The organism is Candidatus Desulfofervidus auxilii, from assembly GCF_001577525.1.
In the GTDB taxonomy this organism is placed as follows: Bacteria; Desulfobacterota; Desulfofervidia; order Desulfofervidales; family Desulfofervidaceae; genus Desulfofervidus; species Desulfofervidus auxilii.
In genome coordinates this window covers 679,134-701,610 of record NZ_CP013015.1, presented here as the reverse complement: position 1 = coordinate 701,610, position 22,477 = coordinate 679,134, and the positions used below count along the sequence as shown (strand labels likewise).

At 36.8% G+C, this 22,477-nt stretch carries 18 protein-coding genes; 5 read left to right on the top strand and 13 right to left on the bottom strand.

The annotated features are described in order from the left end of the window. Nucleotides 1-439: 439 nt before the first annotated feature. The 9 genes from HS1_RS03555 to HS1_RS03515 all read right to left on the bottom strand — a co-directional run bounded on the left by HS1_RS03555 (nucleotide 440) and on the right by HS1_RS03515 (nucleotide 15,548). Nucleotides 440-4,216 (bottom strand): glycosyltransferase, encoded by a 3,777-nt coding sequence (locus HS1_RS03555; RefSeq protein WP_066060996.1) that lies wholly within the window; start codon nucleotides 4,214-4,216, stop codon nucleotides 440-442. Then, entirely contained in the window at nucleotides 4,213-6,894 is a 2,682-nt protein-coding gene (locus HS1_RS03550) for a tetratricopeptide repeat protein (protein WP_172793635.1), read from the bottom strand. The genes HS1_RS03555 and HS1_RS03550 overlap by 4 nt, the downstream gene beginning before the upstream one ends. A 561-nt stretch (nucleotides 6,895-7,455) precedes the next feature. Further along, complete coding sequence (locus tag HS1_RS03545; protein ID WP_066060989.1) at nucleotides 7,456-8,298, bottom strand: class I SAM-dependent methyltransferase; 843 nt, start codon at nucleotides 8,296-8,298, stop codon at nucleotides 7,456-7,458. Then, the gene (locus tag HS1_RS03540; protein WP_066060986.1) at nucleotides 8,288-9,634 is read right to left on the bottom strand and encodes a UDP-glucose dehydrogenase family protein; all 1,347 of its coding nucleotides are present in this window, start codon (nucleotides 9,632-9,634) and stop codon (nucleotides 8,288-8,290) included. The genes HS1_RS03545 and HS1_RS03540 overlap by 11 nt, the downstream gene beginning before the upstream one ends. A gap of 6 nt (nucleotides 9,635-9,640) precedes the next feature. Beyond that, nucleotides 9,641-10,891 carry a radical SAM protein gene (locus HS1_RS03535; protein ID WP_066060982.1) on the bottom strand — a complete coding sequence of 417 codons (1,251 nt, stop codon included), beginning with the start codon at nucleotides 10,889-10,891 and terminating at the stop codon, nucleotides 9,641-9,643. A gap of 22 nt (nucleotides 10,892-10,913) precedes the next feature. Next, nucleotides 10,914-11,570: an adenylyl-sulfate kinase gene (gene cysC, locus HS1_RS03530; RefSeq protein WP_082757584.1), complete on the bottom strand. Its 657-nt coding sequence runs from the start codon at nucleotides 11,568-11,570 to the stop codon at nucleotides 10,914-10,916. A gap of 160 nt (nucleotides 11,571-11,730) precedes the next feature. Further along, on the bottom strand, nucleotides 11,731-12,738 hold the full coding sequence (locus HS1_RS03525; protein ID WP_082757583.1) for a UDP-glucuronic acid decarboxylase family protein: 1,008 nt from the start codon (nucleotides 12,736-12,738) through the stop codon (nucleotides 11,731-11,733). A gap of 44 nt (nucleotides 12,739-12,782) precedes the next feature. Then, nucleotides 12,783-14,414: a D-glycero-beta-D-manno-heptose-7-phosphate kinase gene (gene rfaE1, locus HS1_RS03520; RefSeq protein WP_066060980.1), complete on the bottom strand. Its 1,632-nt coding sequence runs from the start codon at nucleotides 14,412-14,414 to the stop codon at nucleotides 12,783-12,785. Between the two features lie 276 nt (nucleotides 14,415-14,690). After that, nucleotides 14,691-15,548: a DUF3014 domain-containing protein gene (locus tag HS1_RS03515; protein ID WP_066060975.1), complete on the bottom strand. Its 858-nt coding sequence runs from the start codon at nucleotides 15,546-15,548 to the stop codon at nucleotides 14,691-14,693. 314 nt (nucleotides 15,549-15,862) lie between these two features. Between HS1_RS03515 and HS1_RS03510 the strand changes: the two genes are divergently transcribed. From HS1_RS03510 to HS1_RS03495, 4 genes are all read left to right on the top strand, one after another. Then, nucleotides 15,863-16,636, top strand: coding sequence for a thioredoxin fold domain-containing protein (locus HS1_RS03510; RefSeq protein ID WP_066060972.1), 774 nt, complete (start codon nucleotides 15,863-15,865; stop codon nucleotides 16,634-16,636). A 64-nt stretch (nucleotides 16,637-16,700) separates the two neighbouring features. Continuing rightward, a complete protein-coding gene (locus HS1_RS03505; protein WP_066060969.1) occupies nucleotides 16,701-17,501 on the top strand; it encodes a murein L,D-transpeptidase catalytic domain family protein in 801 nt (266 codons plus the stop codon). Between the two features lie 10 nt (nucleotides 17,502-17,511). Beyond that, complete coding sequence (gene radC, locus HS1_RS03500; RefSeq protein ID WP_245670021.1) at nucleotides 17,512-18,492, top strand: RadC family protein; 981 nt, start codon at nucleotides 17,512-17,514, stop codon at nucleotides 18,490-18,492. A gap of 15 nt (nucleotides 18,493-18,507) precedes the next feature. Then, on the top strand, nucleotides 18,508-18,927 hold the full coding sequence (locus tag HS1_RS03495; protein WP_066060966.1) for a secondary thiamine-phosphate synthase enzyme YjbQ: 420 nt from the start codon (nucleotides 18,508-18,510) through the stop codon (nucleotides 18,925-18,927). Between the two features lie 2 nt (nucleotides 18,928-18,929). On the opposite strand, the gene HS1_RS03490 is transcribed toward HS1_RS03495, so the two are convergent. The 3 genes from HS1_RS03490 to lspA are packed head-to-tail and all read right to left on the bottom strand — an operon-like array spanning nucleotide 18,930 to nucleotide 21,201. Continuing rightward, nucleotides 18,930-19,949: a hypothetical protein gene (locus HS1_RS03490; RefSeq protein ID WP_066060963.1), complete on the bottom strand. Its 1,020-nt coding sequence runs from the start codon at nucleotides 19,947-19,949 to the stop codon at nucleotides 18,930-18,932. After that, the gene (gene lgt, locus HS1_RS03485) at nucleotides 19,919-20,695 is read right to left on the bottom strand and encodes a prolipoprotein diacylglyceryl transferase (protein ID WP_066060960.1); all 777 of its coding nucleotides are present in this window, start codon (nucleotides 20,693-20,695) and stop codon (nucleotides 19,919-19,921) included. Before lgt ends, HS1_RS03490 begins: the two co-directional genes overlap by 31 nt. After that, complete coding sequence (lspA, locus tag HS1_RS03480; RefSeq protein ID WP_082757581.1) at nucleotides 20,695-21,201, bottom strand: signal peptidase II; 507 nt, start codon at nucleotides 21,199-21,201, stop codon at nucleotides 20,695-20,697. Before lspA ends, lgt begins: the two co-directional genes overlap by 1 nt. A 170-nt stretch (nucleotides 21,202-21,371) precedes the next feature. Between lspA and HS1_RS03475 the strand changes: the two genes are divergently transcribed. Then, nucleotides 21,372-21,644, top strand: coding sequence for a cupin domain-containing protein (locus HS1_RS03475; RefSeq protein ID WP_066060955.1), 273 nt, complete (start codon nucleotides 21,372-21,374; stop codon nucleotides 21,642-21,644). Nucleotides 21,645-21,696: 52 nt separating this feature from the next. Here the strand turns inward: HS1_RS03475 and HS1_RS03470 are convergent, their stop codons facing one another. Next, the gene (locus tag HS1_RS03470; protein WP_082757580.1) at nucleotides 21,697-22,359 is read right to left on the bottom strand and encodes a SagB/ThcOx family dehydrogenase; all 663 of its coding nucleotides are present in this window, start codon (nucleotides 22,357-22,359) and stop codon (nucleotides 21,697-21,699) included. Nucleotides 22,360-22,477: the final 118 nt, after the last annotated feature.

Genomic DNA, 22,477 nt, shown 5'->3' with positions numbered 1-22,477 from the left:
ATACAAATATTTTACTTAAGACCGTGCCTGTCAAGGAGTACTCGCTGTGCTCCTGCTTGACAGAAAATAGTCCCTTAAAGAAAAACTTCTTTTTTCGCCTTCCTCTTTAATATTTTTAAGCTTAATAATTAAAGAAAAAACTTTTTCCCCTTTCAACTAACTCTACTTTAAAAAGCAGATTGCGAAGTGCCATCAAGACTGGCGAAAGCCACCCTGAAGGGCTTGGTCTTGATGGCTTAACGGAGCAATCTGCTAAGCTATAAAAGGTTAGTGAAGTTAACCTAAAAGCTGAAACAACCAACACCATAGGTTGGAATTTCCTCCAAAAATCAATCGCGGATTTTGGATAAATATTTCCCACGAGGCAGATTTTCTTCGCGAGGATACTCCTGCTATTTGAAGCGTTCGTTAGAAGCAATTTTTGATATTGGAAGGCATATCATCGCAAAGTCTGCTGAGAAGGGCATTGTTGAATATTCGGCTCCAGAACTGCTACATCAGTCTCCCTTTTGAATTCTCTGGCATACTTTTCAAAAATATAAGCCTCTTTCTCCTTACCCATCTTTCTATAGCATTTACTCAAAAAATCATAGATGATTGCCTTCTCCGGAAGGGAAATTGGTATCCTTTCATACACCAATCTTTTTAGTCTATCTATGGCCTTGGCATAATTGGCCTGATACATACAACTCAATGCTAAATAAAGATAGCTGGAGACAATGTCTTCCCTACGTATTTCCATGAGAGGACTGGCTTTATCAGCGTTTTTGATGGCTTTTTCAAAAGCATTTTCAGCGTTTCTATACTCACCCATGTTCAAGTAATAGGTGCCAAGGCAATATAATGGAAGAAATGTATCAGCCAATTTATTAGCTTTTTGTGCCATTATAATTGCCTTATTAAAGTCACCTCTGCCTTTATGCAAATAGCTCGTCATTAAGTATTGCACTGCAAGAATCCCATCTTTAAGTTTCTGAACATCTATTTTCTTCCTATCAATAAATGTCTTTAACCAATCTTCACCCTCGATTCTGCATATTTCTTTGTAAATCCCCTTGTAGTAATAATAATCTGATAGAATCTTATTACACACTACCGAGAGTGGGAGATTACCAAATTTATAATTACGCTGTTCGTTCTTGGGAATTTTTTGAAGTTTTCCCACAATATTTTTTGCAAGCTTAATGAGCTTTTCTTCCTTATCAATAAAATATTCAATAATCCTTTCCTTTGTTGTATTAAAAGGGCATGACCTAATATTTGGATGGGCATACATAAGACCTGCAAACTCTTTACCTGCCTTTAGCAGAGGTTGGGAAACATCTATGCTGCTTTTTTCAGTATTACAAACATAAGCAACGATACGGTTATCATTTCTTATTTGGTAGCCTTTTGCTATTAACCGGGAAACAAATTCAATGTTTATCCATTGGTGCTTAAGAGTTTCATCAAACAAGCCCACATCCTCAAATGTCTTTCGTTCCAAAAACAGATTGAACGCCTCTCCCATTTCTACTAAACTCTTGGTAGAATATTCATCTTTTTCTGGCAGAATATTTCCAACAATAGCAATGTTTTTATATGTGCGATGCTCATAACTCTTCAGGTATTGGCTTATTAAGTCATCCTTTGCAACTATGTTGGGAGATGAAAGTAAGATAAACTTTCCACTTGCCTCTGTTATTCCAAAATTTGCTGCTGCTGCCTTTCCTTTATGTGGTTGAAGATAATATTTAAATGTGCATGCAGGTTTTAGTTGGGTAAGAGCTTCAATGGTTCCATCTTCAGAACCCCTATCTACAGCTATGATTTCAAGTTGGTCCGGCTCTAAGTTTTGATGGAAAAAAGAATACAAGGATTTAAGCAGTAAATCTTTCTCATTGTATGTAGGAATAATTACACTCACAAGCTTAGATTCAGTTTTTTTGAAATTAATTCTATTATTTCGAATTATTAAGTTGAGTTTTAATTCCAATACTAAGGTATCCTTAGCTACTGCAATCTTGTAATCTTTTTTTAGGGCACTTGAAATGAAATTGGCAAAGTCATAATTTCCTTTCTTTTTGATAGCACATTTATTGACCACTATACATGAGGTACAAATGGAATCAGAAGGCAGGTGTATACCTTTATATTTTTTATAAATATCCCATGCCTCCTTTTCAAAGTCATACATTGAAGAATATAGAAAGTGTGAAGTTATAGGAGAAATTGCCTCGATCCGCGAATCCTCTTTAAAGTGGGCAATAAGTCTCCTATCCCAGTGAGGTGGAACAATTATATCACTCTTCATTAGCCCAAAATAGGGGCTTGAGCAATCATTTAGGATGCTAATGCAGAAGGCATTAACCTCTTTTTCATCTTCATATTTAAAGTATTTTACAAAATTTCTTTCTGCCTCCTCACAAAAATTTCCCGCATTTTTACCATCTATTGCTATTATTATTTCTGTCATTTCCTTATCAGAATTAAGGATTAGACTCTGCATAGAGGGTCCTATCTTCTCTTGGTTACCTTTAACAATGAAAATCACAGTGAGTTTTTTTGATGAAGATGATTTCATCACAGAATTTGAATGAATCATAAATCTCTTAGGTCTTCTTTTCTTTAGGCGTGTATTTATAGCTTCAAGGATTTTTCTCTCTAACATAGTGGAGTGGGAGGATAAGATTCTTACATCAAGTTTGGGTGATTCCTTCAGAATCTGCTGAGCTTTGGCCTCTGATGGTGCAATAACCGCATCTGCACTTTCATAGATTGAAAGTTGTTTTTCTTTTTGCTCTTCAAACATCAAATCAGTATAAGTGTCAATGATTATTGCAGTTTTTGGTGATAATTTACGGATTGTTGGCAAATAAAGACTTGCAATTTTTACTGAACTAAATATTACTGTATCAAAAAAATTGAATATAAGAAGCGTTTTTATATCTGTGGCAGTTATTAAATAGGAGAATAGAGATGATTTAGTTACTTTTTTAATGTTATAAAATACATTTATACCTATCTTTTTTAAACTCTCAACATACCTTTCTTTGAGGGTAGTTTTGCAGACAAAGAATGTAACCCTATGATTTTTACTTAAATTTCTTGCTATTTGATATAATCTTTTACCTTGTGAATGTAAATCATATAAGGGTAATTCCTCAGAAAATATCAGTATATTCTTCTTTTTTGAAAATGCACTTTTACTTTTGATGTCTGCTTTTCTTTCTTTAAAAACATCTGCTAAACATATAATATTTTCTTTAAGAATTTCATTCGAAAGACCCCAATTTCTTTGATTAAAGATTATAGGACGCTTGTCTTTGTGCATTCTCATTGCCCACTTTTCAATTTCAGACAGGGTTATAAAAGGAAGACCTTGGGACTTAAGTTTCATGCTTAATCTTCTTTCCCCCTCTGGCTTAAATCCAGATGCATGTTCAATATGATAAATTCGCATGGGGTCAGAAAGTATTTTTTGCCTTACTCCGCCATAATGAGCTAAAAGTAGAAACAAGGTATCAAGGTGGAAGGAATACATGTCAAATTCTGGATAGCCACGGAGAGCAAACCAGTGCTCTTTATGCATAAGCGTGAAGTCTCCACAACTATTAAAATGCAATCCAGCAAAGGACATGAAAGGTGGAAGGCGACTTGGTAAATAATCCCCAGTTAATAGATTCCGTGTTCCATCTAAGCTGTTTATACGAATGACATTTTTACGGCAGTATTCAAGTTGCTTGTCAATCGAAGTATTTAAAGGCACATCCTCAGGTACATCATACCTATCAACTCTATACACATATCCCTTTTCTAAAGCTCCTGAGGCCAAAAATCTCATAAGTTCATGTGAGAATAATATATCAATATTGGTAGCAAGTATAAACTCACCCCTTGCACGTCTAATTCCAACATTTTTCGCAATCATCTGGTAAAGTGGCAAGTTATCAGAATGTTTATATTGCTGATGGATTTCTGGAGGAACTTCAATGATGCGCACCGTGCAAAAATCATGTCTCTCTGGCCATGATAACGCTTCAGCCAACCTTGGCTTATCAGATGGCGGATTCCACTCCACTAAAATCAGTTCTGTTCTAAGCCCATGCCTTTCTGATTGTACTAAAATGCCGTTCACGAAAATCTGCATACGGTGCAGAAGGTTTCCGCCGTGATTATCATTGCGTGCTGTGACAACAATGCTTAATTCAGGTTGCTGGTTAATAGTGGCACTCATTTCTTCACACCAAGAAGAATCCAGCTTGGATAAATCCAGAAAAGCTGATTTGTACGTGAATTGACCCAATCCCAATCCTGAGAAATTGCTTCCATTACTCCGTGGGTGCACTCAAATTGCTTAAAAACTGGGGGACAAAAATCATGCCACATAACGATGCCCCCTTGCCTCAATAATCGAAACGCCTTTCGGGTATCATTGATTACTATATCTTTTGTATGTCCCCCATCTATTAGTATGGTATCAAAAAATCCAGGGGGATAATTTGAAATATCCCATTTTCTACTGTCACAGTAAATTTGGCATACTCTATGCCCCAATTCTTTCTCCAGATAACGCCTCCCAATAAATCCAATGGAGTCGGTTCTATAAGTAGCTTTTTCGGGTAGCCCTATCTTTTTTGCCCACTCGCGAACAGACGGCAATTCCTCTGGATAATGGGCGTAAGCAGGGTAACCATTTTTTTTATTCTCACCGAATGGTAAATTAATAGTCCAAACGGTAGCATCGCATTCTTCAAGACAATAGACTACCCCTGTGCCTTGCCAGGTGCCAAATTCTAGATGTCTGCGGGGACGAAAATTTCGATATATGTATCGAAATATCGGAGCATCATCAATCTCCATCTTCCATTGGTTTAATGGTTTTTCAAGTGAGGTTTTGGGATAATTAATTGGCGTTTCAAATCCCAATTTTTTATGTAAATCTTGAACAGATACAATGGGAATATTGATAGGACCTATTTGTTCAGGTTTTATTAAGGTCGCTTCAGATGTAGAGTGATGTACTTCAATATCTGCCAATAACCGAGATATTTCTTCATCATTTGGGTTTTTCTTTAAATAGTATGAATAAACTTCCTTTGCATCTTCAATTTTTCCTAAATCTGTCAATACCTTGCCACAATTCAGGATTATATTCCGATCGTATGGGTCAAGTTTTAGAGCCTTTTTAAAATGTCCTAAGGCATTTTTAACTTCCCTTGCCTGCCAGTACAACACACCAAGGTTGTTGTACGCAACGGCAAGATTTGGGTCTATCTCAATGGCTTTTAGAAAAGCATTTAATGCACCCTTAGTATCGCCTTTGATGAATAGCTCTTCTCCTTGTTGATTTAAAGTTTTTGCTATATCCATCTTCCATTCGGTTGATGGTTTTTCAATAGATATATAAGAAGGGGTCTGGCTGTTTCCCAGTAGCCTAGATCTCCCTTCGCCGAACGATTCACTCATCGTGCTTGAGTGGACGAACTGGTTAGATCCTCGTTTTGCCACTACAGATTTTACTGAACCAGCCCAATTTCGGATATCCTTAACCAAGTTTATTTTACTAATAATAGGTTGAAGATCAATAAGTGGATAAATGTCTGCTTGTTTGATATATTCGAAATAAGCAGAAAATGGAACAGGTTGAACTTTGCCTGAGAGAAGAGTTTTGAAATGCTTACTATCATCAAGTTTTGGGATTATACCAGTATAATAGTTAAAATCACAAATACACAAATCGAGTCCACAACGAACTGGTTCCTTTAAAGGTGAAAATTTATTAGTATACAAACTCCCTATGTTTCTTGGAAAACTATGTGCACAGCCATCAATTCGTCCTCTAGGAGCCCAAGGGCGAAAGTAAAATACCTTACTTCCAGCATAACATAAGGCTCCACGGCTTCTCCATCCTCCTGCAAAATAAAGCCAGGAACTACGTAACGTAATACGGGGGGCAATTAGAGACCATTGTTCAGGAGTGTACTGTTTAGGAAAAGGTTCACTATTAGGTGGAAAATTAATAAGTGGAGATAAAATAACTCCAATGCCATTTTTCTTCAATGTGTCATAAATTGATACGAATTCTTTGAGCATTGAATCGTCAAGGATCAGTTTTACAACCAATGGATAACCTTTCTTTTTAAGCATTCTTATATTTCGGAGATAACACTCAAATCTCTTTAGCTCTACTGAATGAAATGTGGTTAGTATCCAACCTGTCTGTTCAGGCGATACTGCTTGGGAGAATAAATCTGCACCAACTTTAAGATTTGTCTGGAGTGAGATAAGATGTCCCTCGTTAACTAGAAACTTAAAAAAATCCCAAATCCCTGGTGTGATCAATGGCTCGCCACCGGTAAATACGATATTAAACGGACCATGCTCTTTAAAAAAACTTCTGATTTTCTTCATCGGTTCTGGTTTAACTATTGGCCCGAAATCTTTTGAGCGCTTGGCAACGCAATACGGACAGGTTTGGTTGCAAACTCCGTGAACATCAAATATTGCTATTGGCAAGGTTTGTGTTTGTGGTTCTGGATTGCTTTGCGATTTCTCAATTGGAGTCAAACTATAAATTTCAAGTCGAGTCTTTTCCGACCTTTGTTCTATCTCTGGTTTTTGGGAAATAGTCTCCGAACCATACAGTTTAGAGCGAAGTTGACCAGTATATTGTTCAAGTAAGCCCAATTGAAAATTGTTCCATCTCTCTATTGGTTCCAAAGATATCGGTAAAGAATATGGGTTAACATCACTTTCATCTCCTAATCCAGGAGAAGCGTTAATTCTTTGAGCAAGAACTTTTTGAATTTCTTCTTCTTTAACATCGAATAATTCCAAGAAATTACAAAGCTGTTTTACTAAATCAGTATCAACATCCTCTATTTTGACAATCCTATAGATATTTTTTGGCATTTTATGGAATTCACTTATTACAAATTGATTCACAAGGTTCCAGTACCATAGACATTTCTCAAATGGGGATATAGCTCCCCATTTTTTAAATATGGGGTTCCGTGGATTGGGAAGAAGTTGGATGCATGAATGTGGGTGATTTGGGTCGAAGAACCCCCTGGCAAGTGCGCTTCTTACAAATTCCTCGGGACGTCTCACCAGCAGTATGAAGCGCACATTTTCTCCGAAAATGTGATAAAGATAGGGTATAGAGAAAAACATGTGACCTGATGAAATTCCATAACTTTTATTCAGCTTGTTAAAATAATTTACTGTTGGTATAATATGTAAGTTAATATCCTCTAAAAAGGAACTAAAATCATTATTTCGGTAAAATTTTATCATACTTGCGTGACGGAAGTATTTTTCGTGCTCACATAGAGAATTATCACTCAATGAAAACAATTTAGAAAACAGCTTGGTACCACACCGTCCTGTTCCTGTCACGAAATAGCACTTTACCTTTGAATTAGAGCACATGACCGCCTCACCCTTTTAAGCTTAAAAACTAGCGAACAAACCTTATTTCTTCAATTTTGCCGTCACACATAAGTGCCAACCCCAGTTCTTTTCCATCCAGCGAAACATCCTTTTTGGCATCCATCTAAAATACCAGGCTTTCACATAGTTATAATTTATGTAATCTGATATGCGATATGGAAATATATGCTCCACCTGTACTTTTATAATCTTAAAATGTTTTAAAAGTTCCTTAACTGATTCTTTCGTGTATGTATAAGTTACCGGGCATCCTGTTTGAGCCTCAGAATAACGTGCTATCAATTCATCCAGCTTCCAAAATTGGCCCTTGCCATAGACCAGTAGAATCCACAATACTTTCCATGAATACCGATGATAAACCATCATTTTAAACACACTGTTTAGCCCCATATATTTGCGGATTTCAGAAATGGCCTGTTCAGGATGTGGAGTGTGATGAATAACACCAAAAGAATAAATGAGATCATATTCTTCCAAAGGTAACCATCGTGAAAGTTCTTCAGCATTAGCCTGGTAAAACTTAATATCATAACCGAAGAGTCTTGCTCGTTTTTGTGCAATTTCAAGAGATTTTTCTGATAAGTCCACTGCCGTCACCTGGGCTCCTGCTCGTGCAAAATTGATTGTATCTGTGCCAATACCACATCCGATTTCTAGCACCTTTTTACCTTTCCACTTCTCAAATTCAGCAAATGCAGGAATATGAGGTTCAACAAAATATTTTCTGGCTTCTACTTCATCAAAATACTCTTTAGTACCAATTTCTTTGGGAGAATGCCGGATATTGCAGGGCCGAGAGTCCCAATAGCTTTGCACTTCCTCTATATCCACATCAGTGAAAGCTTGAGAAATGTTATTGCTCATAAGGATTTCCTTCTGTTATCCTATCTAGGCCAACACCTAAGCCTATGTATCTAAAATTCCCCAACTTAACTCCTTTAAGAACTCTCCAACTATCTAATAAAAGAGCTCCATCTCTTGTTAAATTTCCAATACGTCGCCAATCAAGGTGTTTATAAATCATCCAGTTAGTCAAGAGAACAATAGCCCCGGCACCCTGAACACATAAATATGGATCATCATGGTAAGTAACAACTTCGCCAAGCACATCCCTTGCATTGCTTAAAGCCTCGGGATCATGCACAGCCACCAAATAACCGGCGTTTACCAATCTTTTAGCAAGTCTTATAGATTGGGACTCTTCTACGATATGTGTTCCAGGTTTGTAAGATAATCCCAAAAGAGCTATTCGTTGATTTTTGTTTGTTTTTTTAACAATAATATTAAATAATCTCTCAACAACAGAGTTATTGATGGCTACTACCTGCGCACCCAATCTTGCCTCTGAACCTGCCTCTTTGGCAAAGGCCTGAAACGCCATGTTGTCACGAGGGAAACATGGGCCTCCAAAACCTAAACCCCCTCTCAAATATTTTTTGCCGATACGAGTATCTAAACCGAGTGTATCAGTGATAACATCTATATCAGCACCTGGAACCTTTTCACAAATAGAGGCTAACTCATTGGCAAAACTGATCTTCATGGTCACAAAACAATTGAGACTAAGCTTTGTAATTTCTGCATTTATAAGGGACATGATAACAATATGTGGACTGTTATTGCATGTTGTAACATAAAGGTCTCTTACCAAAGCGCTGGAGTGTTCATCGGAGGTGCCGATAAGTACCATATCAGGATCTAAAAAATCCTTTATTACCGAGCCTAAAGCGACAAACTCGGGATTATAAACCAAACCAAAATCTCTCCCACAAACCTTTCCAGATATGTTTTCCAATAATGGCTTAAAGCATTTATCACAAGACCCTGGCATGACAGTAGAGACCACATCTACCACATGGAACTCATTTTTCTTCTTAAGTACCGGTGCTATAGCATACAACACATCTTCAATATATTTATTGCTGAATCTCCCATCCGGCCCGCTAGGAGTAGGGACTATGATAAGTGTTATTTCTGAATTAAAAATAGCATTTTCTGTATCAGTGGTTGTGGTTAGGTTTTGCCAAGCTTTGTCCAACAGTTGTTTAAGATCATTTTCATCTATGGGGCACTGTTTTGCCTGCAACTTGTCCACAATATATTTGTTTTTATCCAAACCTATTACCCTATGACCTCTTGCTGCAAAACAGGCAGCTGTACAAAGCCCTAATTTACCTAATCCTATTACTGAAATATTCATCTGTGGCTAGATAAATTTGTATGTCATGCTGTCATTTAGTATGACATTTTCATATATTTCATTATGAGGTTGATAAGTACATCTTGGGCATTCTTTGTCTACTCTGATCTTATCATGTATATTCCAATGAGCTTTGCTCCCCCATAATTTTTGAATCTTTTCAACATCTACAATATTCTTTGCTAATTCTAATTTTTTATCCCCACGCCTGTCACAACATAGCCCAAGAACAAAAGAGTCTTTGGGAGCATCTTTACCAACTGGAGGCATGATGACAGAAGTCATAAAAATTGCATAACATTTATCAAAGTAGTTTGCTCTCTCAAATTGTGAGGTAAACTTATGAGTGATGCCATAGACACCAAAGGTCTCATCATCTAACTCTAAAGCCTTTGTAATCTGTTCTTTGAATAAGGAAATATCTTCTTTGGAAAAACTTATTTCATTCTCTGTTCCTAGTTTGTCCCACGATGTTCCGGCAGGGCGAAAGTGAATATTCTTACATCCTATCTCTTTGGCCAGCTTTGCTGCTTTGTACATTTCACTGATATTATCCCTGTTGTATAAGAGATACTTGTAACTTACACCATAGGAAGGGTGTTTTGAACCTAACCTATTGTTATGCCTTTTGGCATAATCCACCAGAATGGCAATATTCTCAATAATACGGTCAAAGATATTCTTTTCAGGAGGTAATCTCTTTAATTTATTAAATGTCTTTGGCGTAGCTGCATCAATAGATACACCAACCCATGTGCATTGCGATAAAGAATCGATATAATCGGCTATATGACTGCCATTGGTAACCACACCAACCTCTATCCCATTGCTAGTTACTTTATCAATAAAAACAGCAGTGGCAGGATTCAAAAGAGGCTCTCCTCCTCCTGCTATACAAATGGCCTCAACACCAGGCTTCCAATTAGGGTTGCCTTCTCCCCAACGAGGAAGAAAATCTGCAAGATTTAATAACATTTTCTCAGATAACGAACCTTTCCGTTTTTTTCTTATAAACTCCGCATTGCACCACACACAATTGAAATTACAAACATTTGTGGGGTCGATAGTAATAAGAACCGGTGGTGGTATAGGTTTCCCCCTTTTGATTTGTTTCCATCTATGGACATGCGAAAGCAACTTATAACTGTTGAATGGATTCCACCGCTTACTGGGATTCCATTCCTGAAATTTTTCCTTTTGTTTTTCAACATCTCCGGATTTACTTAATTGTTCTATTGGTAATGACAAAATTCCCATTTGTTTCCTCCACATAAGGTTACTAGCGAGCCACAACGACCTCACTTTCAGGGGTAGCCCGCTCTCCCACAACGGAACTTGGAATAAATTGACGGCGCTCTAAGTAAGTGAGAACCTGCCTAACTCCTTCCTGTACGCTCACTCGATTAGTTTCTATAATTATTTCAGGATGTTCAGGTAATTCATAGGGATCGTCAATGCCGGTGAATTGACTAATTAAACCTTTACGTGCCTTCTTATACAGTCCTTTAGGATCGCGGCGCTCGCATTCCTCTATTGGACAACTGATAAACACTTCAATGAATGTCTCCCCTAGCATCTTACGTATCTGGGTCCGGGTAGCGCGGTAAGGAGAAATGGCTGCTACTGCAACGTGAATACCGTGTTTATTGAGTAATTTAGCTATCCAACCAATTCGCCAAATATTTAACTCCCTGTCTTCCTTCGTAAACCCCAATTCTGGCGATAGAGATCTCCGCATAACCTCACTGTCAAGCAACTCAACATTAGTTATACTGCGATTAAGTAACGCCTGATGAACCGCTGAAGACAGAGTGCTTTTTCCGGCTCCTGGCAAACCAGTGAACCACAATGTAAAGCCTCTTACAGAACATGTTTTGTCAATAATTAGAAAACGTCTTAATCCTCCTAGCTGCTTAATCCGCGATAAAAAATTCATATCCCTTACCTTCTTATCAGCAAAAGTTTTAAATACCTGAACAAGTGCTTAATACAAGATTTGTGCCATTAGAATTTATTTCTTCTTTTTTATGAATTAGAAAAATGGATTTTTTAAATTGGTAGGAATTTTTTTCTTTAAGGAAATTTTTTCCTTATATTTATTTTATATAAGAGCGTGAAGCATCCCTCTGCCGTGAGGTGAAAAACAGAGGAATTTGGTAATCTTTTTCTTCTTCCTTTAAAAGAGTTTTGAAATAAGCTATGGTTTTGGCTAAACCTTCGTCTAAAGAAATTCTTGGCTCCCAAAAAAGAAGGTTTCTAGCTAAAGTTATATCAGGACATCTCCTTTTGGGGTCATCTTGAGGAAGAGAGTTAAAAACAATATTAGATTTAGAGCTTGTTAGTTGAATAATCTTTTTAGCTAGTTCTAAAATTGTTATCTCTTTTGGATTTCCCAAATTTACAGGTCCTGTAAAGCCATCTTCAGTATTCATCATTTTAAGAAGTCCTTCTATAAGGTCATCTATATAACAAAAAGAACGCGTTTGAGAACCATCGCCATAAACGGTAATATCTCTGTTTTTTAAAGCTTGAACGATAAAATTAGAAATTACCCGCCCATCGTTAATTTGCATCCTAGGGCCGTAGGTGTTAAATATTCTTACAATTTTTACCTTAAGATTATACTGACGATGGTAATCCATAAAAAGTGTTTCTGAACACCTTTTACCTTCATCATAGCAAGACCTAGGCCCAATAGGATTTACATGGCCCCAATAGTTTTCCTTTTGAGGATGAATCTGAGGATTTCCGTATATCTCGCTAGTAGATGCTAATAGAACTTTTATTCGCAATCTTTTTGCCAAACCTAATATATTTATAGAACCATGCACTGCTGTTTTTAAGGTTTGAACAGGGTCTTTTTGATAATAAATGGGCGAAGCTGGACAGGCAAGGTGAAATATTTGGTCTATTTCTACATAGAGAGGAAAGGTAATATCATGACGAATAACCTCAAAATAGGGATTGTCAAGTAAATGAATGATATTTTTTTTACTACCAGTAAAAAAATTATCTACACAAATAACCTCATGACCCATTTTTAGAAGTCTTTCACATAAATGAGAGCCAATAAAACCTCCACCACCAGTTACTAAAATTCTCATAAATCAACTCCATTTAGCAAAAATTTTCAATCTTTTTGCCAAACCTAACAATGAAGACCAGTATTGGAATAAGCTGAATAATTATTTATAATATTGTGAATGATTTTTGAGCTAGACACACCTTTAGTTATAGGTATCAAAACTAGCTTACCCCCAAAACTTTCTATTATCTCACTTTCAATTATTTGTTCTTTCCTGTAATTACTTCCTTTAGTTAATATATCAGGTCTTAATTCCTTTAAAAGAAAATTTAGTTCTTTTGAGGAAAATATAGTCACATAATCTACACAGTCTAACGCAGACAATATCTGTGCACGCTCTATTTGATTTATCACTGGACGTCCATTTCCCTTAATATTTCTAACAGATTCATCACTATCTAATGCTACAATCAATATATCCCCCAATTTTTTAGATTCTTTAAGAAAATGAATATGTCCTATGTGTAATAAATCAAAACATCCATTTGTAAATACAATCTTTTTCCCTTGAGTTTTTAGATAATCTATAACTTGCTTTAGTTCCCTTCTCTTTTTTATTTTAGAAGGCGGAACAATCCCTACTATGTTATCTAACAGTTCTGCTTGAGAAATAGTAGAGGTTCCAAATTTTCCTACTACCATGCCTGCTGCAATATTTGCCAATACCACGCTTTCAGGGTAGGTAAGGCCTGATACTATGCCTAGCCCTAATGTGGACAAGACAGTATCTCCTGCACCTGAAACATCATATACTTCCCTGGCCATTGCAGGTATGTTCACAGGAAGTTTCTCCTTTTCAAATAAAGATATACCCTTTTTCCCTTTTGTTATAAAAACGGCACTTAATTTTAATTCATCTAATAGTTTTTTCCCTGCTAGATCAACGTCTTCACAATTTGATGCAATGCTAGCCTCTTTGCTATTAGGAGTAATTCCTGTAGCTCCTTTATATTTTTTGAAATCCTTTCCCTTGGGGTCTATCAATACAGGCTTATAATTTTTACAAGTAGTTATCACTTCATTCAAAATCCTGTTTGTAACCACACCTTTTGCATAATCTGAAATTAACACTATATCACAAACAGGGAATACATCTTTAAAATAATTGATAATCTTGTCTTCAAGATTCCTGTCAATTTCATTCCTACTTTCATAGTCCATCCTTATCATCTGATGGCCTAGGGCAATAATTCGGGTCTTTTTAGTAGTGGGTCGATTGGGGTCACAAAATATCCCATTAGTAGCTATATCTAATTTTTTAAATTCTGATTTCAAACATTCACCTGTAGCATCATTTCCCATTACCCCTGCTATATAAACCTTAGCCCCCAAAGCTACTAAATTGTTTACTACATTTGCTGCCCCACCCAAGGTATGAGTTTTTCTTTTCACATCCAAAACTGGAATTGGTGCCTCAGGTGATATCCTGTCAACACTTCCAAATATATATTCATCAAGCATAATATCACCTATTACTAGGACACTATGATTTGAAAAGTCATAAATGGCCTTTATAACCTTGTCTAAATCTAGAGTGACTGAGTTAAACAAAAACACAGGCCTAATGTGTTTTATGGTCTCAAGACTTGGTTTCCAACTATCACAGCTATACAAACTTCCCACACAAGTATTAGTCAATCTACAAAACCCTTTAAATTCATTTCCAAAGTGAAGACAATCTTTACAAACTTTCATCTCATCAAATTTATAATAGCAATTATTATGCCAATAAAATAGCCCAAAAAGTTAGCACTAGGGTCAAATTTTTTCAGAAGGAAGCAGTATGGCACTTAAAGCCTTTGAATTAGGGGCAGTGAATGTGATAGCTAAACCAGGGGAACCTTTTATTTAAATCCAAAAATCCTTAATTTATCCCTGCCTGCCGGCAGGCAGACAGGGATGCTTTTAAAGATTAACGCCTAAATTTTGGGAAATGTCCAAATCTTATTTTATTGGCATTTCATACTTCTATTATTCATTCTCTGGATAGTAAATTACGGATTTGGGAAGTTGATTTTCTGGAATTCCCAAAGCTAAAGCAATTTCTCGCAATTTTTTCTGGATCTTAAAGGTATTTTCTGGGCCCATACGGATGAGGTGTTTTTGAGCAGGACTAAGTTGCTCTAAGTAAGAGTCAACCATTTGGTATGTAATCACCTTTTTCTTTAATAAAATCTCACCTTTGACTATAGGGGTTTTAAGGAGTTCAATAATGGCCTTAAAGAGTGTATCTTGAAATTCTTGATTAGGATATCCTAGTTCCTGGTACGCCTCTTGAAAAAGAGGTCTTAATTGTTGATAAACCTTTACACAACCTTCCACATCCAAGGAGGCAAAAACATCTGCTATTAAATTATATCGGTTATAACTAACTGGATCTAGATAAACTAATCCATTTCTTTTAATTACCTGGAATCTCCCCTGAGGGGCTAAAAAGGGAATATGAGGGCGGGGACTCACCCCTTGGGCAATATTATCTACTACAGCAGTAATCCTGCGAATCAAATTTTTGTTACTCAACCAAATAGCCCATTGGGGGTGGGAAGAAAGTTCCTTGACCAGTCTTCTCACTGCGTTATCACTCTTCTCCAGCTCTAATACTGTTTCAGGGGCTTTTTTCTTTTCTTTTACCAGTGGTTTCTCTGGAGGAGCCTGTGGAGGAGGTTTCTCTGGAGGAGGTTTCTCTGCAACTTTCTCTGGTTTTTCTAAAACCTCAGGTGGTAAAGAAATTTCTTTAGGTTTTTCATAAACAAAAAAATAATAGATTCCCGCACCTACTAAAGCAGTGAGAATAGCTGCTATCAAAATTATTTTTTTATATCCTTCCATTAAACGAATTTTTTAACATGGAATAAATCTGAAGTCAATTAACAATTTTCCCCGGTTCAGGACTACGTCAAAGTCAGGCCATAAGTAATTTAACAAAAAGAACAAACGTTTAAATATGGTCTAAAAATCCAAATGGCTTGATTTGACATTTGAGCTTTGTCATTTGTCATTTTAAGATTTGGTATTTTTCTAATGTCCATCATTTGGATCTCCGTTAAAATTACTTTGACGAAGTCCTATGTTCAACCTGAGATAACCTTGACATGCAATTTAATTTGTGTTTTGCTAGGCTAAATTCACCATAGGAGGAAAAGATGAAAAGGTATTTATTAGTTCTGAGTGTGATTATTTTGAGTTTTGCTTTTGTAACTCAAGGGTTAGCAGGGGAGAAATGCAAAAATATTACCATTGAAATCATGCAAAAACACATTCCCTTCTCCTTTCCCCCTGATACTAAGATAATATCTCAAAGGGAAGTAGGAGGGCTGTGTGAAGTAATTGTAAATATCCAAGGAAGGGATTTACCTATATATGTGGGAAAAGACTTTATTATTCTTGGTCAAATGTTTAGTAACAAAAAAAATGTTTCTAATGAAGAAGTCAAAAAACTCCACAGTCAAAAGTTTCTTTCTTTAAAGAAAGATATAGATAAAGCAGTAGCTATTACTTATACTCCTAGTTCTACTGCCAAACATGCAATTTATATGTTTACTGATCCCCTTTGTCCTCATTGTCAAAAGGCAGGAAATCAAATGGAAGAAATAGCTAAAGAGTATAATGTAAAAGTCAAAGTAGTTTTTTGTCCTTTTAGGGGAAGGAAAAATGCCATAGAAGCGGTTTGTCGTAATTTAGATTTTTCTACTTATGTAAAAGGGGATTGGAAAAAGGAAGGCAAGACCGAAAAATCCCAATGCAAAAAAGGACAGGAGTTGATTGAAACCTCTATTAAATTGGCAAAAAAATTGGGCATTTCTGGTGTTCCTACCTTCTATCTTGAAAATGGCAAAATAGTAGTAGGAGCAAATATTCCTCAGTTGAAAGAAGCACTGGCAGAACTCACAGGTAAGAAAGAAAAAAAGAAATTTTGATGAGAGGGCACAAAGCTATCTATTTCCCAGGGGTGGGATTTCTATCCTGACCTGAGTTACTTCAATGGCAAAATTGGTGCAAGGAGCCAATACCAGAAGAAAGAGCGTTCTCGGTATTGTTTTGGTATCTCTGATAGTTTATTTATTCTCCTGCTCAATCAGTTTTGGTTCATCTGAAGGATTTTGTTTAAAAACTGCTAACTTTATACAATATACAAAAGAACTTTATTCCGAGTTGGGTTTTTCGGAAAGTGTGATTTCATTTCAGGCATTTAGCGCTTCAGTAACTGCTTATTACATTGCCTTAGGTAAAAATCTTATAAAGAAGCCCTACCTTTTGACTATCATTGACTATACACAACCTTCTGAAAAGGAGAGATTTTTCGTAATCGATCTTAAAAAGAGAAAAATTCTTTTTAAGGAGCTAGTTGCCCACGGAAAAAGGTCAGGTAAGAGATATGCACAATATTTTTCAAACAAACCAGGGTCTTTAAAAAGTTCTATTGGACTTTATGTTACCCTATCAACATATACAGGAAGCCATGGCTATTCATTAAGGTTAAAAGGATTAGAAAAAGGATTTAATGATAATGCTCAACGAAGAAATATTGTCATACATGGGGCATGGTATGTAGACAGAAAGATGGCCAAATACCTCCATTGGTTGGGGAGGAGTTGGGGATGTCCTGCCATTTCTTTGAACAGTGTTAAAAAAGTTATTGATACCATTAAAGATGGCTCTGCCCTTTATATTTATTATCCCTTAAAAAACTATATTCAAACCTCCCGCTACCTGAATTTGCAAAAGGCCGCCTTGGTTTTTAACCAAAAAATAACCAAGACAACAGCCCTTATGCGGCCTTAGAAGTAAAAATATGGAACTTTGCCGCTCAAAAATAAAGGATGTGGAGAGGCTTAAAAGATATGAGTTAATTATCAAAGAAATGTTAAAAAAAAGCCATTTCTCCAAGCATGAAATCTTATCCTGTGGTGAGAGTAAATGGCTTATAGGAAGGATTATAAATACACTCCTTTCTCAAAGGGCTATTATTAAAGAAGGAAGGCGTTATAAGTGGAGAGACATTGAAAAAGAAAGATATAAAAAAGAATGGCAAGATTCACCTGCCTCATTTCATCAAATAAAAAGGTTTTCCAGAGAACAACGCCCTAGAGAAAAATTGTTAAAATATGGCTGGGGAAAGCTCACTCCGGTTGAACTTCTCGCTATTTTTTTAAGAACAGGGATTAAAGGCAAAAGTGCCCTCCACTTAGCCAGTGATTTGTTAGAGAGATTTGGAGGAGTAAGGGGAATTTTTGAGGCAAAAAATAGAGATTTACTGAAAGTAGAAGGCTTAGGAGAAGCAAAAGTAGCCCAGATCAAGGCCGTTTATGGACTGGCCCAGCAATATCTGAAAGAAAAGATAAAGGCAGGAGAAATAATTAAAAGCTCCAGAGACGTTTATGATTACCTCTATTTTACCATGCGAGACCTTAAAAAAGAGATATTCAAGGTAATCTTTTTGGATGGAAAAAATCAAATTATAGCCATTGAAGACCTCTTTAAGGGCACATTAAATCAGAGCTCGGTCTATCCTCGGGAGATTATAAAAAGTGCTATAAAGTATAATGCAGCAGGTGTTATCTTTGTTCATAATCACCCTTCAGGCAATCCCGAGCCTTCTTTAAGCGATAAAGAAATCACCAAAGATTTGGTCTTTGCTGGGAATCTTATGCAGATTAAGGTCTTGGACCATATCATTATTGGCGAAAATAGATATTTTAGCTTTGCAGATGAGGGACTAATTGAAGAGTATAATTTGAAGTATACCAGTATGAAAAGGGATGACAAAACATGAAAAGGAGGGGTTGCTATGAAGATAAAGACAGAAAGGATTTCTGTTACCATAAAGGCCGATGGAGGAATGGAGGATATTACTAAAAAAGTGCAGGAAAAGGTAGATAGTGCTGGTGTGAAAGAAGGAATAGTTACTGTTTTTATCCCTGGTTCTACAGGTTCTATATCCACAGTGGAGTATGAACCAGGTTTACAAAAAGATATACCTAGGGCTATGGAAAGGATTGCTCCTGCTAATATAGATTATGAACATCATAAGACCTGGGGAGATGACAATGGAAGAAGTCATGTAAGAGCTACCATTGTTGGACCTGGTCTGGTTGTTCCGTTTTCTAAGGGGAGACTGATATTAGGTACTTGGCAACAAATTGTAGCTATAAATTGGGATACCAGAACGAGAAAAAGGGAAATAGTAATTCAGGTAATGGGAGAGTGAATTTATTTTTCTAATTTTTGGATTAGATATTTGTGGAGTTTTTCCTTAGAACAAACAGAGGTAAACAAAATTTTTTCTTCCCCCTTCCATTTCATTTTGATAGATACAGATTTATCTAAGGGTGCATCACTGTAACTTGCTGTAAGCATGGCTGCCCATTTTTGCCCATCTAAATCACCGCCAAAGGGTATCAAAACCAAAGGACTGGGATAATCTATGGTTTCCAATAGAGCGTCTTCATAGAGACCCAAGGCCTCTATTTTTTTATTTTCTTCCCGATTACGTCCCACAATGGCTTTGGTAGCCGGGTTTAGGCGAAAATGGCGTCCTAGTTTTAACAACTCTAAATCTCGTGGTAAGATATTTTTTTGATGGGCCAATAAATCTCTAAGTCTAGCTGCTATTGTTTGATCGGTCAGAAGGCACCCACCTGCAGGTGAAGGATAGGTTTTAAGACCCAATTGGGTGGCTAATTGCATTTGTTTTTTTCGGGAACGTCCTCTAATATCTAAAAGCATTTCTCTTTGGACTATTCCTTTTTGTTCAGGAATTGTGGGAGGTAACAGCTTACCACTTAAAGGACGAACTATATAATCGCTGCAAAGGCATTCTTTATTGATCTTTAACATAGCCTGCTTTGTTTGGGACAAAGGTCGTTGTCCTAATACCTCACCAGAGATTATAAAGTTATATCCTTCTTGATGCATTATTTCACATGCCTTATTACACATAAGTAAATGGCAATCCAGACAAGGGTTTAATCCCTGACCATATCCAAAACGTGGATGTCTGACAAGGGCCAAAATGTCATGGGTAATATCCACTATCTTTAAGGGAAGGTTAATTTGCTCAGCACTCTTCACTGCTTGGTTTCTAGGGAAAAAAGGAGATTCAAAATAGACCCCTTCTACCTGGATGCCTTGAGCTCTTATAAATAACACGGCAAGGATGCTATCCAAACCGCCTGAAAATAGGGCTAGTGCTTTGTAGTTTAAGACTTTTTTTTGAGATAAATTATGCATCCACTAACAATCATAAATACTGAAATGATTTGGGTTAAAGATAACCAGCCAAAAAATATAGGTTTTATATCCCCACGAAAGAATTCTATAAAAAATCTTTGCATGCCATGTAGTCCTAGATAAAGAGCAAAAACCCGGCCATAAGGAATAGCAGGGTCTAAAAGTCTTTTGTTAAAATAGTGACGTTGGGAGCAAAATAAAATAATGGCTATAAGAAAACAGGCGAAGCTATGATATAACTGGGTAGGATGAAGAGGTATGTCCAAAGGGGCAAGAGCGTTTAGGTTTTTAAATACTACTGCCCAAGGCACATGGGTTGGTTTTCCATAACAACACCCTGCTGAAAAACAGCCAATTCGCCCCAATGCCTGGCCCAAGGCGAGACCAGGGGCAATTAAATCAGCCAGTTGCCAGAATTTGAGGTGATGCCGGCGAACATAAAAAAAACTTGCTAAGAGACCAAAAAAAAGCCCCCCAATAAATACTAATCCTCCTTTCCAAAAGGCAATGATTTCCAGTGGATGTTTCAAAAAATGGGGTAAATCATATATTATATATACTAATCTAGCCCCTATAATACCTGAGGCAACAGTCCAAAAGGCCAGGTCTGAAATAATTGCAGGCGAGAGGTTTTCTCTTTTGGCTTCTTTTAGGATTAAAGCCAGAGCAGCAAAGAAACCTATGGCAACCCAAAAACCATAAGTATAGATGGTAATAGGACCAATACGGATGAGAATGGGATGCATTATCTTTTCTCTCTGTAAAAATATAAAAGTAGAAGGAACATGCCTATAGAGATGGCACTATCGGCTATATTAAATGCAGGCCAATGGTAATTTCCTAGGTGGCAGTCAATAAAATCAACTACATTCTTATGCCGTAAGCGGTCTATTAAATTTCCAAAAGCACCACCTATCACCAGACCACAGCCCCAGGTTTTAAGACTAGAGAATCGAGGAGTAAAATAAAAATATAGGAGAGTAGCAATAGCAATTAAAGCAAATATCATAAAAAACACCTGAATTCCGTCCGCCTTGCCCGCAAAAAGCCCAAAGGCCACGCCTGTATTGCGAACTGGTATTAGGTTTAAAAATGGAGTAATTTTAATTATCCTTTGATAAGGCTCTAAGTAGTTTATTACCAGCCATTTTGTTAGCTGGTCTAACAGCCAAACACTGCCGCTAATAAATATAAGCTGAAGATACCTCTTATTTTTCACTAATACCCGCCTATTTTCAATCAATTTAGACATCTTATCCGAATTGATGTATCAAAGCAAGGGCTTTGGATAGGACTTTCCCCAGAATTTCCAGGAGCTTTCCGATATGGCATATTGTTTAAAACAAGGAAGTTGAAAAAAAGGAAGTTATTTTTTATGATGAGGAAAAGGAATTAAGGAAGATTATACGAGGAGGTGGGAAAATGAATGAGATAAAAATTGAAAAACCTGACCAGGAGAGATTAAAGAAAATGGGGGTTTTCTCCTGGCCCATATGGGAGAAGGAGGTGTCTTGCTTTGACTGGCATTACGATGAAACCGAGGTTTGCTATCTTCTTAAAGGAAAGGTAGTGGTTAAGACAAAAGATGGGAAAGAGGTTAAATTTGGCGCAGGTGACCTAGTGACTTTCCCTAAAGGGCTATCTTGCGTCTGGGATATAAAGGAGCCGGTTAAAAAGCATTACAATTTCAAATGAGCTGACAACTTATGGCCACTGCCTTCCATAAGTTGTGTGCTCAATCTGATTTTTACGGATGCCCGATAGGCATAACTAAAAGAGGTATTCCCTGTTTAACATTAAGGATTTTCTTTATTTCTTCATCTGAAAAAGCACCAACAATGCCTGCTTTTAGTCCCAATGCCTCTGTTTGCAAAAATATATTCTGTCCAATGTGACCTGCCTCAATATGAGTATATCTTACTCCTCTTTTACCATATTTTTTAGTGCATCTTTCATATACACCTATCATGACAATAACCACTGGTGCTTCTGCTATCCACATCTGGTAAAGGCATGCCTTGGCTAAATCTTTTCTTTTGTCTCCATTCTTTATCCTTATTAATGCATGTGAAGAAGAATTATACAGATAAACCCCTTCTTTTAAGCCAATAACTGCCTTTTTACCTACAACAATGATAATATCCATGGGATATAATGCACCAGCTGAAGGCACCGATTTTTTAAAGCCATCCTTTCCCGTGATACCATAAGCAGCCCAAAGTATTTGAGAAAGTTGATTTAAATTAAGAGGGGATGTCCCAAAATCTCTATTAGTACGGCGAGCTTTGATTGCCTCTTCAACAGAAATTTTCCCTTTAAAAGAAGGAGAGGGCAAAGAAATAATGTCTTGAGCTTTTATAGAAGTAGTCAGCAGGACTAAAGCACCCAAAAAGACTAAATATTTCCCCATTTTTGATATTGATAACAAAATTTGCTTTAGAAATCAATGTATAAAGCAGAGATACGACGAAGAATGTCCTGATATCCCTTGGGATTTTAGGTTAATTTGAAATTTTCAACAACTGTGT